This window comes from Stappia sp. BW2 (assembly GCF_008107695.1).
Lineage (GTDB): Bacteria > Pseudomonadota > Alphaproteobacteria > Rhizobiales > Stappiaceae > Roseibium.
On sequence record NZ_VIRG01000066.1, the window covers coordinates 46,048 to 62,567 of the forward strand.

Sequence of the window (16,520 nt, forward strand, 5' to 3'; positions counted from 1 at the left end):
ACGGGTGCCCCGGGGAACCTTCCCGGGGCACCCCACCATTCCGGCGACCATGACATGCGCCTTTTCCTTCAACCGGACCCGACTCTCATGACGGATCAGACACAGCCTGTCTCCAGCACTGCCCCGGCTGCGAAAGCCCGGGCAAAAGCGCCCTTCAGTCTCAGCCGCCTGCCCGATGCAGTCACCGGCTGGCTGTTGTCCCTCCCCCTCGTGCTGGTGCTGTTTTTCTTTCTGCTTCTGCCGATTGCCATGATCGTCGTGGTCAGTTTCTGGGGGGCGACGGAATTCTCGATCTACCCGGCCTTCCAGTTCGACAACTACGAATTCCTGCTCACGTCTCCGGTGACCTATCAGGTGTTCCTCAACACCGTGAAATACGCCCTGATCACCTGGGCGATCACGCTGGTGATCGGGTTTACCGTCGCCTATTTCCTTGCCTTTCACGTGCGCACGCTGACCTGGCAGATCGTCCTGTTTCTGCTGTGCACAATCCCCTTCTGGACGTCCAACATCATCCGAATGATTTCGTGGATCCCGTTCCTGGGCCGTAATGGCATCGCCAATTCGACCCTGATCTCAATGGGGGTCATCGACGAGCCGCTGGAATGGCTGCTCTTTTCCGACTTTTCGGTGATCCTGGCGTTCGTCCACCTCTACACGCTGTTCATGGTGGTTCCGATCTTCAACACCATGATGCGGATCGACCGCTCGCTGATCGAGGCCGCTTATGACAATGGCGCCAGCGGACTGCAGACACTCACCAACGTCATCATCCCGCTGACGAAACCCGGCATCATGATCGGCTCGATCTTTGTCGTCACGCTGGTGATGGGCGACTTCATCACCGTGCGCTTCATGTCCGGCAGCCAGAAAGCCAATGTCGGCAGGCTGATCTCCAACGACATCGCGCTTCTGCAATATCCCTCAGCTGCGGCAACGGCGGTCATCCTGCTCATCACGGTGCTTCTGGTGATCTCGATCCTGCTGCGCTTTGTCGACATCCGGAAGGAGCTTTGATCATGGAAAAACGGTCCCGCTCGTTCTATGTGCTCGCCGCGTTCTTCGCTGTCTTCCTGGTGTTCCTCTACGGTCCGACGATCACCATCGCGATCCTCAGTTTTCAAGGCCCGCAAGGCGGATTGACCTTTCCCATGCGCGGCGTCTCGCTGCACTGGTTCCATGACCTTTTCGAACAACAGGCCGTCGGCGATATCTGGGGCAGTTTCTCCCGCTCGCTCACACTTGGCCTGATGGTGATGGTGACGACGGTCGTCGTTTCCGTGATGGGCGGCCTTGCCTTCCGCAAGCGGTTTCCGGGGTCCGGGGCGATCTTCTATCTGATCATCACCTCGCTGGTGATCCCGTCGATCCTGGTTTCTCTCGGCGTCGGGCTGATCTTCTCGCAATCCGGTCTTGCGGTGCATTGGTCGACCTCGGGCTTTGGCGCGCAACTCACCTGGACGTTGCCTTTCGGCCTGCTGATCATGTTTGCGGTGTTCAACCGTTTCGACAAGTCCTACGAGGAAGCCGCCCGCGATCAGGGCGCAAGCGCCTGGCAGACCGTCAGATATGTCGTGCTGCCGATTATCGCGCCGATGTTGATCGGGGTCGCTCTGTTCGGCTTCACCCTGTCTTACGACGAGTTTGCCCGCACGCTTTTGACGGCCGGCAGCTACAACACATTGCCGTTGGAAATCTACGGCATGACCACAAACGTCACGACGCCGGTGATCTTTGCCCTCGGCACTCTAACGACAGCCTTTTCCTTCGGCATCATCGGTCTGTTCCTGGCCATTGTGGTGATCCTCAACAAACGCAGGTCCAGGCACGGCTCGGACGCCGGCAAGGGCATGGTCTAGGACCAGACATGGACGACATGCATATCCTCGTCATCAACCCGAATTCCACGGCTTCGATGACGCAGAAGATCGCGGCGGCTGCTCGCGCCGCAGCCGGTCCCTTCACCCGGATTACGGCCATCAATCCGCTGGAGGGACCGGCAGCCATTCAGGGACCTGCCGACGGCGAGGCTGCCCTGCCCGGTCTTTTCGATCTCTTCGAGAGGTCCCTCAAGATCGATCCGAGCATCCGTGCCGTGATCATCGCCTGTTTCGACGATACCGGCGTCTGGGAATTGAAAGCGTCGTCAGGCGTTCCGGTGATCGGCATCGGCGAGGCCGCCTACCACGTCGCAGCCGTTGCGGCCCAAAGGTTTTCCGTTGTCACCACCCTGCCCGTTTCCGTGCCGGTTCTGGAAGAAAACCTGCAACGCACCGGCCTTGCGTCCCGCTGTGCCAGAGTTCGCGCGTCGGACGTGCCGGTTCTCGAACTGGAAAACCCTGAAAGCGATGCCCGTCACAAGGTCGAGACGGAAATCGAAACGGCCCTCCGGCTGGACGGCGTCGGCGCGATTGCGCTCGGTTGCGCAGGCATGGCTGATCTGGCCGTGGACCTGACAGCGCAGTTCAAGGTGCCTGTCATCGATGGTGTGGCGTCCGCGGTGCGGCTCACCGAGGCAATTGCAGGTTAGCCACCTCGCCTTCTAGTGATCCAGAAGTGCGTCCGCTTCCGTCCGAAAGCTCTCGACAGCAGAAAAGAAAACGTCGAACAGCATGCTGCGCTCGTCACCGAGCGCGAACACCACTTCCTCATACTGACGCTGCATGTCCGAGACCGAAACCCGGTGCACAACGTCCGTGCGCCCTGTGCCGAACCGCCACATGAACCCTACCCCGAGACCGTTGACCACCGCTTCGTAGACCGCGTCGCGGGTGTCCAGCGTCAGAAGGGGCGACGGCTCGAACCCGGCGGAACGAAAGGCCCTGTCGACCACCCGCTGGGTGGAGGATCCTTTTGTGCGGAAAATCAGTGGTTCGGCCATCAGCCGTTCGCAGGTTACGGCAGTCTCGCGGGAAAGCGGACTGTCCGGATGAACAATGGCAACGACGTTCTGCCTTGCCAGCAATGCCCGGCGGAACCGGCCATCGGCTGGCACATCCGGCAGAACACCGATATCGACGTCGCGCGTCAGCACCGCCCGCGTGATCCGTTCGTGCGAACCGGTCTCGACCGCGATCTCGATGCCCGGATGCCGCTTGAGGAACTGCGCAATCAGCGCCATGCCCGGCATGGAATTTCCCAACCCGATTTTCAATCTGCCATTTAGCAACGTGTTGTGACGTGACAGGAGCCGGGTCGCAGCGCGTTCTGCCTCGGCCATGCGTTCGGCGACATCGCAAAGTTCGTTGCACAGCGGTGTGGGCGCCAGGACGCCGTTTTTCCGGTCGAACAGGCGCACGCCGAATTCCGCTTCCAGGTCTTTCACATGACGCGCGACGGCGGGCTGCGAAATCTTCAGGGCCCTTGCCGCAGCAGCGTAGGAGCCACCGGACGCCACCGCATTGATGGCCCGAATACGCGACAGGGAAAGGGACATTCCTCGTTTTCTCCAAACAGCAAAGCCAAAGGTTTGATCGCCTCAAACCATAGGTTGGCTCTGTTACGGCAGCGTCACAGAGTGAAGACAATTTGATGGCGGTTTCAGCGGGCCGAGACAAAGGAGCACGGCCTTCCCTGATCAAGGAAACAACCGCCCGATGTTTCGGCAGCCATTCAATGGCTGACGGCCGGACCGGCAGGCAATCGGACAGATATGGAATTGGCAATGCGGGCTCACAAAACAACGACGATCCAATGGCTTGGCGCCGCAGACATTGACGACTACGCCGCAATCCTGTGCGACCTGGACGGCTGTCTGGTTTCCGCCGGGAGCCCCCTGCCGGGTGCGGAAGAATTTGTCCGGGCCGCTGGCAAAAGACTGTCAATCGTCTCGAACAACTCAGCCGATACAAGTGTCACCCTTTCCCGAAAGCTGACGGCAATCGGCCTGCCTCTGCCGCAGGAAAGCATCTTTCTTGCCGGTGAATTGACTGTGCGCATGATCGCCGCCGAGCACCCGGGTGCACGCGTTCACGTCATCGCCGAGCAACCTCTTCACCAACTCGCCGCCGACCTTGGTCTTGAGCGGGCAGATGAGCGGGCTGACACCGTCCTTCTGGCCCGCGACACCCGCTTCACCCTCAACGGACTGGAAAAGGCGCTGCGGCTTCTGGAGCGAGGCGCCGAGCTGGTGGTGACCAATCCGGATCTTTCCCACCCGAACCCGGATGGTCTGCCCGTGCCGGAGACAGGAACCCTGCTGGCAGCCTTTAAGGCGTGCTGCCCCGGCATAACGGCACGGGTCATCGGCAAACCTCAACCGTTCCTCATCGATGCGGCCCTCTCGGCTGCGGGGGTTCGGGCAGCCGATGCTGCCTTCGTGGGGGACAACGCCACCACAGACGGGGCTGCGGCCGCCCTCGCCGGCCTCGATTTCATTCACCTCGTCGCACCGCCAATGCCGATGGCAAACGTGAACGCCCTCAGGGACACGGCAGAACCTGTGCAACCGGCCGCTGCGGAGGCGAACGTATGCTGACCTATGTCCTTCGAACCCTTTTGCGGATGGCGATCACCCTGTTTCTGATCGTGACGCTGGTCTTCTTCGCCACCAGGCTTTCGGGAAACCCGGTCGACTTCGTTCTCGGCGAGGGTATCACCAAGGAAGACCGGGACCTTCTGATTGCCTATTACGGTCTGGATTCCTCCATCGGCACCCAATACTTGCGCTATCTCAGCTCCGTGTTTTCCGGCGAGTTCGGACTGTCCTTCCTGGAGCGGCGGCCGGTTTCGGAAATCGTCCTCGAGCGGGCGTGGCCTTCGTTGAAACTGCTGCTCAGCGCGGTGTGCTTCACGCTCGTTGTGTCCATACCGCTGGGTATTCTGGCTGCGATCTACCGCACCAGCATCATCGGCAGCGTCGTGATGGTGGTCGCCTTCCTCGGCTATGCCGTTCCGTCTTTCATTATCGGCATCCTGCTGGTGCTGATCTTCGCCTACACGCTCAACTGGCTGCCCGTCATCGGGGATGGCACGGCGCTGCATTTCATCATGCCGACGCTGGCCATTTCCGGAATGCTGGTCGCCGCGATCACCCGCTTCACCCGCAACGCCATGCTGGACGTGCTCAGCCAGGACTACATGCGCACCGCACGGGCCAAAGGCCTGCCGGAGTGGATCGTCATTCTGAAACACGGCCTGCGCAATGCTTCGATCACCCTGCTTTCGGTGGTCGGGCTGCAGATCGCCGCCCTTGCGGCGTCGGGAAGCGTTGTCGTGGAAGCGATCTTCGCATGGCCTGGCATCGGCGACCTTCTCGTCCGCTCCGCCATCCTGCGCGATTACCCCGTCCTCCAGTTCGGTGTCCTGTCCGTCGCTGTTGCGGTCATTGTCATCAACGCAGTGGTCGACATTGCCTACGCCTTCGCGGATCCGCGCATCCGCCTTGCCAAGGGATAAGCGTATGACCGACGCAACGCATAACCTGTCTTCGCCGCGTAATACCGGATTGAGAAGCTTCCGTATCCCGATCTGGTCGGATGCGAACTGGATCGTCCGGATCGCACTGCTGATCGGCCTGATCCTGATCGTGACCGCGCTCACCGCCCCCTGGCTTGCCCCTTTCGACCCGAATGCCCAGAGCCTTATTTCCCGGCTGCGGCCGCCGATTGGGTTCGACCGCTACAAGGACGGTTTCTACTTCGGCACGGATGAACTCGGCCGAGACATCTTCTCCCGTTGCATCTACGGCCTGCGGCTGACCTTCGCCCTTGCCCTCGCAGGAGCTGTCATCGGGCTTCTGATCGGTGGCACGCTTGGTCTTATGGCCGGCATCATCGGAGGTCTTTTCGAAGAGATCGTCATGGGTCTGGTCGATGCACAGATCGCCATCCCCTTCACCCTGATTGCGCTGCTCATCCTGTCGATCATGGGATCTTCCATCGACGTGATGATCTTCGTGCTCGGCGTCTACGGCTGGGAGCAGTACACCCGGATCGTGCGCGGCGAAGTGAAGAAACTGATCCAGATGCCCTTCGTCGAAGCGGCACGGGCAGCCGGCGCAACACCGGTCCGGATCGCGATGCGGCACATCCTGCCCAATGTCGTCTCGCCCATCGTGGTGCAGTTCACATTGAACTTTTCCAACATCGTCATCCTGGAATCGACCCTGTCGTTCCTCGGCCTCGGCGTTCAACCGCCAACCGCAACGCTCGGATCCATGGTCGGCATCGGCCGGGACTACCTGCCGACCGCCCCGTGGATCGTTCTCGCCCCAGCGATGGTGATCCTGCTCCTCACATTCGCAGTCCAGATCCTTGGCGACTGGCTGCGCGACAAGGCGGATGTCCGTCTCAGGTCCCGCTGACCGACCCCACCCACAGAAGCCGGAACGGCCAACGTTCACCCTAGCAGCCTTGGAGGCTCGATATGACCAAACTACTGGCAACCACCGCTCTTGCATCGCTTATGGCAACAAGCGCCTTTGCAACCGAACTCACTGTTGGCGCCGCCAACGTGTCCAGCTATCTCGATCCGGGCCGCGACCATTCGAATGTCGGTTCGCAGTTCTACTACAACGCCTTCGATACGCTGATCGCCAAGAACCACGACACCACCGAAACCGAATGGCAGCCAGGCCTTGCGACCGAATGGAAGCTGATCGAACCGACGATCATGGAACTGAAGCTGCGGGAAGGCGTGAAGTTCCACAATGGCGCTGACATGACCGCCGACGACGTTGTCTTCTCGCTGAACCGGATGTACCAGGCCGATTTCCCGCCCTATCAGGTGCGTGCACGCGACCGTCTGGAAAACTTCGAAAAGGCGGAAAAGGTCGATGACCATACCGTCCGCATCCATGCAAAACGTCCGGAGCCGCTTTGGGAAACGCTGCTGAACCTGCAGCAGGTCATGATCATTCCGGAAGACTATACCAAGAGCCTTGCAGGCGACCCGGACAAGCTTGAGCATGACGACTTTGAAGCGTTTTCGCTGAAGCCTGTCGGCACAGGCCCCTACAAGGTTGCCGAATTCGTTCCGGGCCAGACCGTTGTCTGGGAACGTTTCGACGATTTCTGGGGCGAAAAGGCGCCGCTCGACAAGGTTACCGTCAAGCATATACCGGAAACCGCTTCACGCATCACGGCGTTGAAGACCGGTGAAGCCGACATCGTCACCAACATCGCACCGGACCAGCTCCAGCTCATCGAGAACGATCCGGACATGAAAGCTGTCGGCAGCGCCACGGCTCTCTTTCACGTCATGATCATGAATGTGAACCATCCGAAACTGAAGGATGCCCGCATCCGCCAGGCCCTGTCGCTTGCCATCGATCGCGACACGCTCAATGAAGCCCTGTGGGGCGGCAAGGCCGTGGTTCCTTCCACGCATACGCTGAAGGAATTCGGCGAATTGTATCAGCCGGAGCTGACCACCTTCGAATACAACCCGGAGAAAGCCAAGGAACTGCTCAAGGAAGCAGGCTACGACGGTTTCGAGATCACCTACGACACGGCACCGGGTTACTACACCAACGGTCTTCTGGCTGCCCAGGCGATCATGGAGATGTGGGCGGAAGTCGGCATCAACGGCAAGGTCAACGTCCAGGACAAATGGAGCGGCAACTCGCCGGACATGATGACCCGTAACTGGTCCAACCCGATGTATTTTGCCGATCCGTTCGGCTGCTTCGGCGTCATGTGGGCTCCGAACGGACCGTCTGAATCCGAGGGCCGGTTCAACACCGATGAAGACTACGCCAAGAGCTGGGAGCAGTTCCGCTATTCCGGCGATATCGAGTTGCGCCGCGCAGCCTATGCCGAGCTGATGGAACGCATCAAGCAGGATCCGCCGATGCTGCCGCTGTATCGTCCCTACGAAAGCTGGGCGATGAAGACCAACGTCAACTGGGCACCCAAGCCGGGTCACATTCCCTATGTGCTCGACTTCCGCGCCGGTTCCATCTCCTTCAACTAAGCAACAAAGCGCCGCCGGTTCGCCGGCGGCGCTCTCCCGAACCTTCGATCAATTCAGGAAATTCAACGTGTCCGTACGTATCGCAGTCGTCGCCGACATCCACCACGGCAAACCTTCCGCAACCAAGCGCGGTGACACCGCCCTCGATCTGATGGCCGAGTTTGCCCGTTTCGCCAATGATGCTGCGCCTGATTTCGTCATCGATCTGGGCGACCGTATTTCGGATGTCGAGCGGGACACGGACCTTCGGCTGGAGCGCGAGGTCGCCGACGCCTTCAAGGCAATCAACGCTCCGATCCACCACATCAACGGCAATCACGACCGCGATCACCTGGAGGTTTCGGACAACGAGGAAATTCTCGGTCAGTCCCTCGCCAATACGACCATCGACGCGGGTGACTGGAGAATTGCCCTGTGGCGCGCGGACAGCAAGATCCATCGTACGCCAGACCATACCGGTTTCATTCTGCATGAAGCCGATCTGTTGTGGCTGTCGCGCGTTGCCCAAAACACGGACAGGCCAATTTTGGTCCTCAGCCACGTGCCTGTGTCCGGTCATGGCCAGATCGGCAACTACTACTTCGAACGCAATCCGTCGGCATCGACCTACCCGATGGCCGAGCGCGCCCGCGCCGCACTGGCTCAATCCCGCCATCCGGTGGTCTGCCTGTCCGGCCACGTTCACTGGAACACCATCACCACGGTTGACGGCATTACCCACCTGACCCAGCAGTCCCTCACCGAAAGCTTCACCACCAAGGGCGAACCTGCCGGTGCCTTCGGACTGATTGAACTGGGCGAAACCGTTTCCTGGCAAGTGCAGGGTCTCGACCCGATTGCCCATTCCTTCAAGCGGCATGCCGACCGCTGGACACCGCCACTTCCGGATTTCACCCAGCACCCGGAATTTGCCGCAAGACGCCGTGGAGACCTCAAATGACACTGCCGGTACTGGACGTTCAGGACCTCAAGATTTCTTTCGGCGCCCATGAAGCGGTCAAAGGGATTTCCTTTGCCATTCATGCGCGGGAAACGCTTGCACTGGTTGGAGAGTCCGGTTCCGGCAAATCGGCTACGGCGCTCTCGATCCTGCGCTTGATCGAACGTGAAGGCGGGACAATTGGCGGTGGCCGGATCGTGTTGACCGACGGCGGCAGGTCCCACGACCTGCGAAACCTGTCGGATGCGCAACTGACTGCTTTGCGCGGCAATGCCATTTCCATGGTGTTCCAGGAACCGATGACCTCTCTTAATCCGGTGCTGAAAATTGGCGACCAGGTTGGTGAGGTTTTCATCCGTCACAGGAAATATGACAGACGCAAGGCCATGAAGGCTGCGGAAGAAGCGCTCGACCAGGTTCGCATTCCGGACCCGGCAAGGCGGCTGCACCAGTATCCGCACGAACTTTCCGGCGGCCTGCGTCAGCGGGTGATGATCGCGATGGCCCTCGCCTGCCGGCCAAAACTTTTGATCTGCGATGAACCGACAACGGCTCTTGATGTCACCACCCAGGCGGAGATCCTGACACTGATCCGGAACCTGCAAGCCGAGATCGGCATGGGTGTTCTGTTCATCACGCACGATATGGGCGTTGTTGCCGAAATCGCAGATCGGGTGGTCGTCCTTCGCAACGGCGAAATGATGGAAGAAGCGAGCGTACACGATCTGTTCGAACGGCCGAAGGCCGCCTATACCAAGGCGCTGATGGCAGCAACGCCGAAACCAGGCTCAGGCAGCAGTACGCGACAGGCCGGGACCGAAACAGTGTTGGAGGTTGAGCATCTGTCGACGCGCTTTGCCGGAAAATCCGGCCTCTTTTCAAGGAACTCCAGTGGCGTTCTCGCCGTGAACCGTGTGTCGCTCAAGGTTGCCCGCGGCGAAACACTTGGCCTTGTGGGCGAATCCGGTTGCGGCAAGTCGACCCTGGCGCGCTCCATCCTGCATCTGATCGAGCCTGAAAGCGGATCTGTCCGTCTTGACGGCAAGGTCTTGAACAGCTCCTCCAAACAGGCGCTCCGCGAAACGCGGAAAGACATGCAGATGGTGTTTCAGGACCCCTATGCAAGCCTCAATCCGCGGCTTCCGGTTCATGAGCTGATCACGGAACCGGCCCGGATCCACGGGCTCGTTTCACACAAGGACCAGAAGGAACTCGCAGCGGATCTGGTTGAACGCGTTGGGCTGGAGCGCGACGCCATCAATCGCTTTGCGCACCAGTTCTCCGGCGGTCAACGCCAGCGCCTGTGCATTGCCCGTGCGCTGTCTGTGGAGCCGAAACTCATCATCGCGGACGAAGCGGTTTCCGCGTTGGATGTGTCCATCGCCCGGCAGATCACCGATCTCATGCTGGAATTGCAACGCACGGAAGGCCTGTCGTTCCTGTTCATATCGCATGATATCGGCGTGGTGGAACGGGTCAGCCACCGCATCGCGGTGATGTATAAAGGCGAGATCGTAGAAACGGGGCCGACGGACCGAATTCTGAAGAGCCCGGAGCATCCCTATACGCGCCGCCTCCTGTCCGCCGTGCCGAGCCCGGTGCCGAAGAGGAGAAGCGCGCCTCCGCAGCTTTCCACCTCGCTTCAAGTAGAAGTGCCTTCGCTGGCCGCCCTCGCCTGAGGCGGTCTGGCCGTGAAGAACAATTCCTCTACTGCCGAAACTGGTACGGGCAGCCAACCGGGCAGTCTTCAGGACGTGACGCGTTGATTGCGCCCATAGACGAGCAGCATGCCGATGATCACCGCGCCATATATGATCTGCCGGCCGGCTTCCGGCATCTGCATGATCGACAGAACGGAATTGAGAAGCACGATCAGGATCACGCCGACAAGCGTACCGACATATCTGCCCTTGCCCCCGAGAATATGCGTGCCGCCGAGAACGACCGCAGCAATCGCCGGCAGCAGGAACGCGTTGCCCATGCCCTGGTAGGCCTTGGCGGAATATCCGGTCAGAAGCACCCCGGCGATGGCGGCGCACAAGCCGGATGTGACAAAGGCTCCGACGATGACCCAACGCGTGCGGATGCCCGAAAGATACGCCGCCCCCTCACGTGCCCCGGTCGCATAGAGAGACCTGCCGAAGCCTGTCCGGGTCAACAGGGTAGCGATCACGATTGAGACCGCTGCCCAGACCAGAATGGCGGCCGGAACGCCGAAGATCCTCTCCTTGGCAAGGAACAGCATGACCGGCGTTGCCCTGTCTTGCGGTGCGAAGCCACCCGTCTGCGCGACCATCAATCCGCGTAGCACGGTGTCGACACCAAGGGTGAAGATCATCGAGGGAATGCGGAGCCAGGCGACACCGATGCCGTTGAGAAGGCCGACGCAAACGCCGACGCCAAGGGCGGTTGGAATGGCGAGATCTCCGCCAACTGCCGTCGCCGTCATGGCCGCTGCTGTCAATGTCCAGGGAATGGAGAGATCGATATGGCCCAGCAATATGACCATCATCATTCCGGCCGCGCAAATCCCCAGAAACGAGCCCGTCTGCAGCTGTTGCAACAGATAGTTGACCGATAGCAGAGGCGCCGTGCCTGTCGTCGACAGTGTGTAGGCAGTGCCGGCAATCAGGATGACGCCCACGAACAGGGACGCAATGACAATCGGCCGGTTTTCTTTGGAAAGGGAAATCTGCATGCCTGGCTACCTGAACAAGTCGAGCTGGTTTTTGACCCGCAAGGTGCGAAACGCCCCGAAGGAAACGGCCGTCAGCAACACGAGCCCCTCGATCAACGGCTGGAGCAGCGGGTCGATATCGAGAATGCGGAAGTAGAAGGAAATGACCCTGAGGATCATTGCGCCGACCAGGCTGGCAATGGCCCCGCCCGTTCCGCCAAGCAGAGATGTGCCGCCAAGCACCACCGCTGCGATGGAGTTAAGCGTATAGGCGCCCGCCTGCTGCACGTCCGCATTGCCCGATGAGGTCTGGATGGCAAGGTAAAGGCCGCCGCAGGCCGCCAGAAACCCTGCAAGGGTGAAGGCGGTAATCTTCGCCCGCTGAATGGGCAGTCCGGACATATAGGCAGCACCTTCCGCCGAGCCGATGGCGTACACGGTCCGCCCCGTGACAGAGCGGCGGAAAGGCACCCACACGATAACCGCAATGAGTACGACCAGAAGGAAAGGTACCGGGATATCGGCAAAGGGCCGCAGCCACCAGGCTTCTCCCCCATCTGCAAAGCCATAGGTATCGGCAAGATCCCAGACGGAGTTGGTCAGCGCCCAGCTGAGATCATCATCGACATTGCCGCCCGGTTTCGGCCGGATGAGCAGAGCCAGTCCGATGGCGACTGCCCCGGTCGCCAGGGTCGCGATGATCGGCTGAATGCGGCCGTAGACAACAATGCAGCCATTCATGAAACCGAACAGGGCCCCGGTGAGCAGCGTCAGGACCGCCCCCAACACAATTTGCAGCGGTGAGCCTGTCAACAGCTCCGAGGCCACACAATTGGCGAGTGTCATCACAGCACCGACAGACAGATCGAGACCACCAATGAGCACCGGCAGGGTCTGGGCCATGGCAACAAAAGCGATCGCGACTGTCTCGTTGGCGTTCTGAATGGCCACCGCCGAAGAGAAACCTCGCGGATGCATTACGTTGTAGGTCAGGAAAAGGGCCGTGAATAGCAGCAAGGCTGCCGCAAATCCGGTGTTCTGAGACAACCAGCGTGTCAGGGAAGAGGACCGTGTCGAACTCCTTTTCATGCTGCCTCGACATCGATGTTGAGAGAGGCCGCAACAAGGCTTTCCTCGGTTATCCCATCACCTGACTGCTCGCTGACGACCCGGCCGCCATAAAGGACGGAGACCCGGTCGCAACAGCCGATCAACTCCGCATAGTCGGAAGAATAAAACAGAATGGCCTTGCCCTCATTCGCAAGCTCACGCATGAGCCGGTAGATCTCCTGCTTGGTGCCGACATCGATGCCCCGGGTCGGGTCATTCAGCAGAATGATGTCGGGGTCGATCATCAGCCACTTGGCAAGCACCACTTTCTGCTGATTGCCGCCTGACAGGGTCATGACCGGGTCATCGGCAGAGCCGATCTTGATCTGCAGTTTCGCGATGCCTTTGCCGATCTCGGCCGCTGCCCTGCCTGGATCGATGAACGGCCCTCTGGAAATTCTCCTGAAGCTGGAGGCAAGCAGATTGTCGGCTATCGACATGTCGAGCATAAGCCCCTCTGTCTTGCGGTCTTCGGGAACCAGAGCCATGCGCGTCGCAGCGTTTTTCGCCGTGGCTGGAGATGTCGGCAGTCCCTTTCGATCACCGACACGCACGTCGCCCGCGACATCCTTCAGCACACCGAAAAGAGCTAACAACAGTTCCTTCTGACCTTGCCCGTCCAGTCCGCCAAGCCCGACGATTTCGCCGCGCCTCAGGGAAAGGTCTATGCCGTTGAGCCGGTTCCCCCATTTCAGATTCTTCACTTCCAGGATCGGTTCCGCCATCGCTGCATCCCCTGCCCGGTCCGGTTTCGGTGGAAACTGGGCGTCAACATCGCGGCCGATCATCAGGCGCACGATCTCCCGTTCGGACTTCGCGCCTTTCTGGAAGGTCTCGATGTGCTGGCCGTTTCGAAACACTGATAGCGTGTCGCACAGGGCCTCGACTTCATGCATCCGGTGGGAAATGAACAGGCTCGCAACCCCGGCGTCCTTCAATTCGGCCAGAAGATCATAAACGGTGCGCACATCGCGTGCCGTCAGCGCTGATGTCGCTTCATCGAGAATAAGCACCTTGGGGTTCCGCCCGAGCGCCTTGGCAATCTCGACCATCTGCCGTCGGGACAGAGACAATTCGCGCACCAGCGCATTCGGATCGACATCCTCGCATCTAACGCGGGCAAGCAACTCTTCGGCGCGCCTGACCTGCGCCCGCCGGTCAATCAAGCCGAAGCGGCGCGGCGGGCTGGAAATGGAAATATTGTCCGCGACCGAAAGATCCGGAATAAGCGACAGTTCCTGGAACATGCAGACGATCCCTGCATCGACCGCGGCCTGCGGCCCTGCAAAGGAAACTTCTTTGCCCTCCATCAGAACCGAACCTGCATCGGGCTGCAGCACGCCGGCCATGATCTTGATGAGTGTGGATTTGCCGGCGCCGTTTTCGCCCAGGATCGCGTGGACGGAACCGGAGCGGCATTTGAAATCGACGCCTTCCAGCGCCCGGATGCCGGCGAAGTATTTGGAAATGCCCTGATATTCAACAATGGCTTCAGTCATGCGCGTGCGTTCGCCGGGCTTTAAGGCCCGGTCCATGGTTTGCGAAACGGTCCCGGGGCGTGCCCGGGACCGTTTCTGTTGGCTGCTCAGGGTTACTTCACGTCTTCTTCGGTTTGCGACATGATTTCCGGACCGGAAATGTTGACGCCGCAAGGCGGGAACTCGTTGACCGTGAAGAAATTGTCCGGAAGGTCAGACCAGTAGTTCTTGCCGTCTTCCAGCTGGTCGTATGTTGCGACCGGCAGCGGTACGGAAATGAGCTGCGGCATGACATTGCCTTCCAGCGCGGAAACCGCCGCCTTCATTGCTATGGCAACGAGGCCCGGTGACTGACCGATGGAAATGCCCTTCAGGCCGTCGTCGGAATATTCGGCAATCGCCTTGCGGAAGCCGTTTTCCGATTCCCCGGCCACCGGGACCCATGGGTGGTTTGCATCCTTCAGCGCCTGAACGACGCCATTGGAGCCCCCCTGTCCGACAACGGCGACAAACTCGCCGTGAACCGCAATCGCATCGGCAACCACTTTCTGTGTGGTGCCATCATCCCAGTTGCCGACGACCTGCACGACTTCCCAGTCGCCGCCCGATGCATCCAGAACCTCGTTGATGCCAATGGAACGGTCACGATCCACAGAGTTGCCCGGCAGCCCGCGCACCTCAAGGATCTTGCCGGAAGTGACACCCTTTTTCTTCAGTTCGTTGACAGCGAACTCCGCCCACATGCGGCCCATCTTCAGCTGGTCCTCGTTGACCTGCATCACCTTGTCGGTGTCGAGCACGTTGTCGAACGGAACGATGACGACGTTGCTTTTGTCGGCCAGGCGGATGACCCGGTCAAAACCATCGGGTGATACGGCAATGGTGACGATGGCATCGTAACCCTGGTTGATGAAATCCTCGATAGCGCCCAGCTGGGCCGGCGCATCCGTGCCTGTCGAGACGACCTTGAAGTCTGAGATTTTTTCCTTCAGCGAGGGATCTTCGGCAAAGGCCTTTGCGGTCTTGATCATCTGAATGCGCCAGGTGTTGCCGACGAAGCCGTTGACAACGGCAACCCTGTACGGCCCGGGTTTCGCGTCCCATTGCAGGAATTTGGTGTCTGCCGACCAGGGTGCGAAACACTCAGGGTTCACACCGGGTCCGGACACTTCAGCCGGCCCGGCAAGGGCCATGGCCGAGGACAGAACAAACGCCGGCAGTGCCATTGTCAGCGCAGTCGTCACTTTCAGTTTCTTAATCATCGCACTTCCTCCCGTACTTGCGTCAAGCTGCGGCTCCTCTTGGCTGGTCGACGCGTCCAGCCACCGCTTTTTGTTCCCTGCTTCCTTGCCAGCCTGTCAGACCGTTGCTTCCGTCTCCTGACTGAAGTGGCGGGCGCCGAACATGAGATGCGTGCGCAACCGGTACTGAAAGGCCAGCCTGTCGCGCGCCGCGAGAGCGTCGATAACGCCCTGATGCTCGCTGAAGGTTTCGGTCATGAAGGTTCTGCGCGTCTTGCCCTTTTGCATGATCCGCAGGATCACCGGCTTCATGACCGCGTAGACATCCAGAATGGCCGCGTTGTCGAGGATCGAGACCAGACGAACGTGAAAGGCGTAGTCGATCTCTGAAGCCTCGTTCAGGTCGTGGTTGGCGGCCAGCTCTGCGTTGATGTCGTTGAGCTCGTTCAGATCGTTCCGGTTGACCTTGTCGACCAGTATTTCGGCTGAGCCGACCTCCAACAGACCGCGCAGTGCCTGCACATCGCTGAAGGACTTTCGGGACAGCTCCATGGTGTTGAAGGAAAACAGCTCGAAGGCGCGCGACATGCGGTTGTCGATGATGGTGGCGCCGATTTTCGGCCGCACATCCACGAGCCCGTAGGCCTTCAGGATACGCATCGCCTCGCGCACAGTGTTCCGGCTGGCGTTGAACTGGGCGCATAGTTCGCGCTCGGTCGGCAGGCTGTCCCCCACCGTCAACCCGGAACGCGCGATAAGGTCACGGATTTGCTGCACGACGGCGTCCACTGCGGAGCCACCCGCTTGCCCAGTCCGCACCAAGGCCTCACCCGTTTCCGCGTCCATCACCTGTTCCTGAAAATGCGTCGCGCCCAATCGGTCCAGCTTATTTGTTGGACCAAGAAATACCTACTGAGAGAATTAACCAGTGTCAACGCCGCTGCGTCATTTTCATTAATTTTCTAAATTTTCACTATACTTTTCTGATATTTACATGTAACAATTATTAGTAATATATTTTTCCGCCAACTCCTTCCGACTGCAAGGCAAGGGCTTTTCACGCCATTTGTCATACCAGAATAGCAAGCTCCAATAGGAACTCGGCACCAACTGCTCCACGAAGGCGTCGACGTAAGACACAGCGCCTTCCACCGCGTGCG

At 59.7% G+C, this 16,520-nt stretch carries 15 protein-coding genes; 9 read left to right on the plus strand and 6 right to left on the minus strand.

The window, feature by feature from the left end:
• Positions 1 to 87: 87 nt before the first annotated feature.
• Genes FMN63_RS11725 through FMN63_RS11735 form a run of 3 tightly spaced genes read left to right on the plus strand, consistent with a single transcriptional unit; the run spans position 88 to position 2,530 of the window.
• The gene (locus tag FMN63_RS11725) at positions 88 to 1,017 is read left to right on the plus strand and encodes an ABC transporter permease (RefSeq protein ID WP_209001088.1); all 930 of its coding nucleotides are present in this window, start codon (positions 88 to 90) and stop codon (positions 1,015 to 1,017) included.
• Between the two features lie 2 nt (positions 1,018 to 1,019).
• Positions 1,020 to 1,859: an ABC transporter permease gene (locus FMN63_RS11730; RefSeq protein ID WP_148584163.1), complete on the plus strand. Its 840-nt coding sequence runs from the start codon at positions 1,020 to 1,022 to the stop codon at positions 1,857 to 1,859.
• Between the two features lie 8 nt (positions 1,860 to 1,867).
• Positions 1,868 to 2,530 (plus strand): aspartate/glutamate racemase family protein, encoded by a 663-nt coding sequence (locus FMN63_RS11735; RefSeq protein ID WP_148584164.1) that lies wholly within the window; start codon positions 1,868 to 1,870, stop codon positions 2,528 to 2,530.
• A 12-nt stretch (positions 2,531 to 2,542) separates the two neighbouring features.
• On the opposite strand, the gene FMN63_RS11740 is transcribed toward FMN63_RS11735, so the two are convergent.
• Positions 2,543 to 3,436, minus strand: a complete 894-nt coding sequence (locus FMN63_RS11740) for a LysR family transcriptional regulator (RefSeq protein WP_148584165.1) — start codon at positions 3,434 to 3,436, stop codon at positions 2,543 to 2,545.
• A 228-nt stretch (positions 3,437 to 3,664) separates the two neighbouring features.
• Here FMN63_RS11740 and FMN63_RS11745 point away from each other — a divergent pair, with 228 nt between their 5' ends.
• The 6 genes from FMN63_RS11745 (at position 3,665) to FMN63_RS11770 (ending at position 10,533) form a co-directional block, all read left to right on the plus strand.
• Positions 3,665 to 4,477: an HAD-IIA family hydrolase gene (locus FMN63_RS11745; RefSeq protein ID WP_148584166.1), complete on the plus strand. Its 813-nt coding sequence runs from the start codon at positions 3,665 to 3,667 to the stop codon at positions 4,475 to 4,477.
• Positions 4,471 to 5,397, plus strand: coding sequence for an ABC transporter permease (locus FMN63_RS11750; protein ID WP_162855025.1), 927 nt, complete (start codon positions 4,471 to 4,473; stop codon positions 5,395 to 5,397). The genes FMN63_RS11745 and FMN63_RS11750 overlap by 7 nt, the downstream gene beginning before the upstream one ends.
• Before the next feature lie 4 nt (positions 5,398 to 5,401).
• Positions 5,402 to 6,304: an ABC transporter permease gene (locus FMN63_RS11755; protein ID WP_148584167.1), complete on the plus strand. Its 903-nt coding sequence runs from the start codon at positions 5,402 to 5,404 to the stop codon at positions 6,302 to 6,304.
• Positions 6,305 to 6,366: 62 nt separating this feature from the next.
• Positions 6,367 to 7,914 (plus strand): ABC transporter substrate-binding protein, encoded by a 1,548-nt coding sequence (locus FMN63_RS11760; RefSeq protein WP_148584168.1) that lies wholly within the window; start codon positions 6,367 to 6,369, stop codon positions 7,912 to 7,914.
• A gap of 67 nt (positions 7,915 to 7,981) precedes the next feature.
• Positions 7,982 to 8,854 carry a metallophosphoesterase family protein gene (locus FMN63_RS11765; RefSeq protein ID WP_148584169.1) on the plus strand — a complete coding sequence of 291 codons (873 nt, stop codon included), beginning with the start codon at positions 7,982 to 7,984 and terminating at the stop codon, positions 8,852 to 8,854.
• Positions 8,851 to 10,533, plus strand: coding sequence for an ABC transporter ATP-binding protein (locus tag FMN63_RS11770; protein ID WP_209001090.1), 1,683 nt, complete (start codon positions 8,851 to 8,853; stop codon positions 10,531 to 10,533). The genes FMN63_RS11765 and FMN63_RS11770 overlap by 4 nt, the downstream gene beginning before the upstream one ends.
• A 68-nt stretch (positions 10,534 to 10,601) precedes the next feature.
• On the opposite strand, the gene FMN63_RS11775 is transcribed toward FMN63_RS11770, so the two are convergent.
• The 5 genes from FMN63_RS11775 to FMN63_RS11795 all read right to left on the minus strand — a co-directional run bounded on the left by FMN63_RS11775 (position 10,602) and on the right by FMN63_RS11795 (position 16,206).
• Positions 10,602 to 11,552, minus strand: a complete 951-nt coding sequence (locus tag FMN63_RS11775) for an ABC transporter permease (protein WP_148584170.1) — start codon at positions 11,550 to 11,552, stop codon at positions 10,602 to 10,604.
• Between the two features lie 6 nt (positions 11,553 to 11,558).
• Positions 11,559 to 12,620 (minus strand): ABC transporter permease, encoded by a 1,062-nt coding sequence (locus tag FMN63_RS11780; protein ID WP_148584171.1) that lies wholly within the window; start codon positions 12,618 to 12,620, stop codon positions 11,559 to 11,561.
• Positions 12,617 to 14,140 (minus strand): sugar ABC transporter ATP-binding protein, encoded by a 1,524-nt coding sequence (locus FMN63_RS11785; RefSeq protein ID WP_148584172.1) that lies wholly within the window; start codon positions 14,138 to 14,140, stop codon positions 12,617 to 12,619. The genes FMN63_RS11780 and FMN63_RS11785 overlap by 4 nt, the downstream gene beginning before the upstream one ends.
• 92 nt (positions 14,141 to 14,232) lie before the next feature.
• Entirely contained in the window at positions 14,233 to 15,381 is a 1,149-nt protein-coding gene (locus FMN63_RS11790; RefSeq protein WP_148584173.1) for a sugar ABC transporter substrate-binding protein, read from the minus strand.
• Positions 15,382 to 15,477: 96 nt separating this feature from the next.
• Positions 15,478 to 16,206, minus strand: coding sequence for a FadR/GntR family transcriptional regulator (locus FMN63_RS11795; RefSeq protein WP_148584174.1), 729 nt, complete (start codon positions 16,204 to 16,206; stop codon positions 15,478 to 15,480).
• Positions 16,207 to 16,520: the final 314 nt, after the last annotated feature.

What these genes read in the sequence shown, in the direction of transcription:
- FMN63_RS11750 (WP_162855025.1), top strand. Translation starts at nt 4,471, where the DNA reads ATGCTGACCTATGTCCTTCGAACCCTTTTGCGGATGGCGATCACCCTG.
- FMN63_RS11730 (WP_148584163.1), top strand. Translation starts at nt 1,020, where the DNA reads ATGGAAAAACGGTCCCGCTCGTTCTATGTGCTCGCCGCGTTCTTCGCT.
- FMN63_RS11780 (WP_148584171.1), bottom strand. Translation starts at nt 12,620, where the DNA reads ATGAAAAGGAGTTCGACACGGTCCTCTTCCCTGACACGCTGGTTGTCT.
- FMN63_RS11725 (WP_209001088.1), top strand. Translation starts at nt 88, where the DNA reads ATGACGGATCAGACACAGCCTGTCTCCAGCACTGCCCCGGCTGCGAAA.
- FMN63_RS11740 (WP_148584165.1), bottom strand. Translation starts at nt 3,436, where the DNA reads ATGTCCCTTTCCCTGTCGCGTATTCGGGCCATCAATGCGGTGGCGTCC.
- FMN63_RS11760 (WP_148584168.1), top strand. Translation starts at nt 6,367, where the DNA reads ATGACCAAACTACTGGCAACCACCGCTCTTGCATCGCTTATGGCAACA.
- FMN63_RS11735 (WP_148584164.1), top strand. Translation starts at nt 1,868, where the DNA reads ATGGACGACATGCATATCCTCGTCATCAACCCGAATTCCACGGCTTCG.
- FMN63_RS11790 (WP_148584173.1), bottom strand. Translation starts at nt 15,381, where the DNA reads ATGATTAAGAAACTGAAAGTGACGACTGCGCTGACAATGGCACTGCCG.
- FMN63_RS11785 (WP_148584172.1), bottom strand. Translation starts at nt 14,140, where the DNA reads ATGACTGAAGCCATTGTTGAATATCAGGGCATTTCCAAATACTTCGCC.
- FMN63_RS11755 (WP_148584167.1), top strand. Translation starts at nt 5,402, where the DNA reads ATGACCGACGCAACGCATAACCTGTCTTCGCCGCGTAATACCGGATTG.
- FMN63_RS11775 (WP_148584170.1), bottom strand. Translation starts at nt 11,552, where the DNA reads ATGCAGATTTCCCTTTCCAAAGAAAACCGGCCGATTGTCATTGCGTCC.
- FMN63_RS11745 (WP_148584166.1), top strand. Translation starts at nt 3,665, where the DNA reads ATGCGGGCTCACAAAACAACGACGATCCAATGGCTTGGCGCCGCAGAC.
- FMN63_RS11795 (WP_148584174.1), bottom strand. Translation starts at nt 16,206, where the DNA reads ATGGACGCGGAAACGGGTGAGGCCTTGGTGCGGACTGGGCAAGCGGGT.
- FMN63_RS11770 (WP_209001090.1), top strand. Translation starts at nt 8,851, where the DNA reads ATGACACTGCCGGTACTGGACGTTCAGGACCTCAAGATTTCTTTCGGC.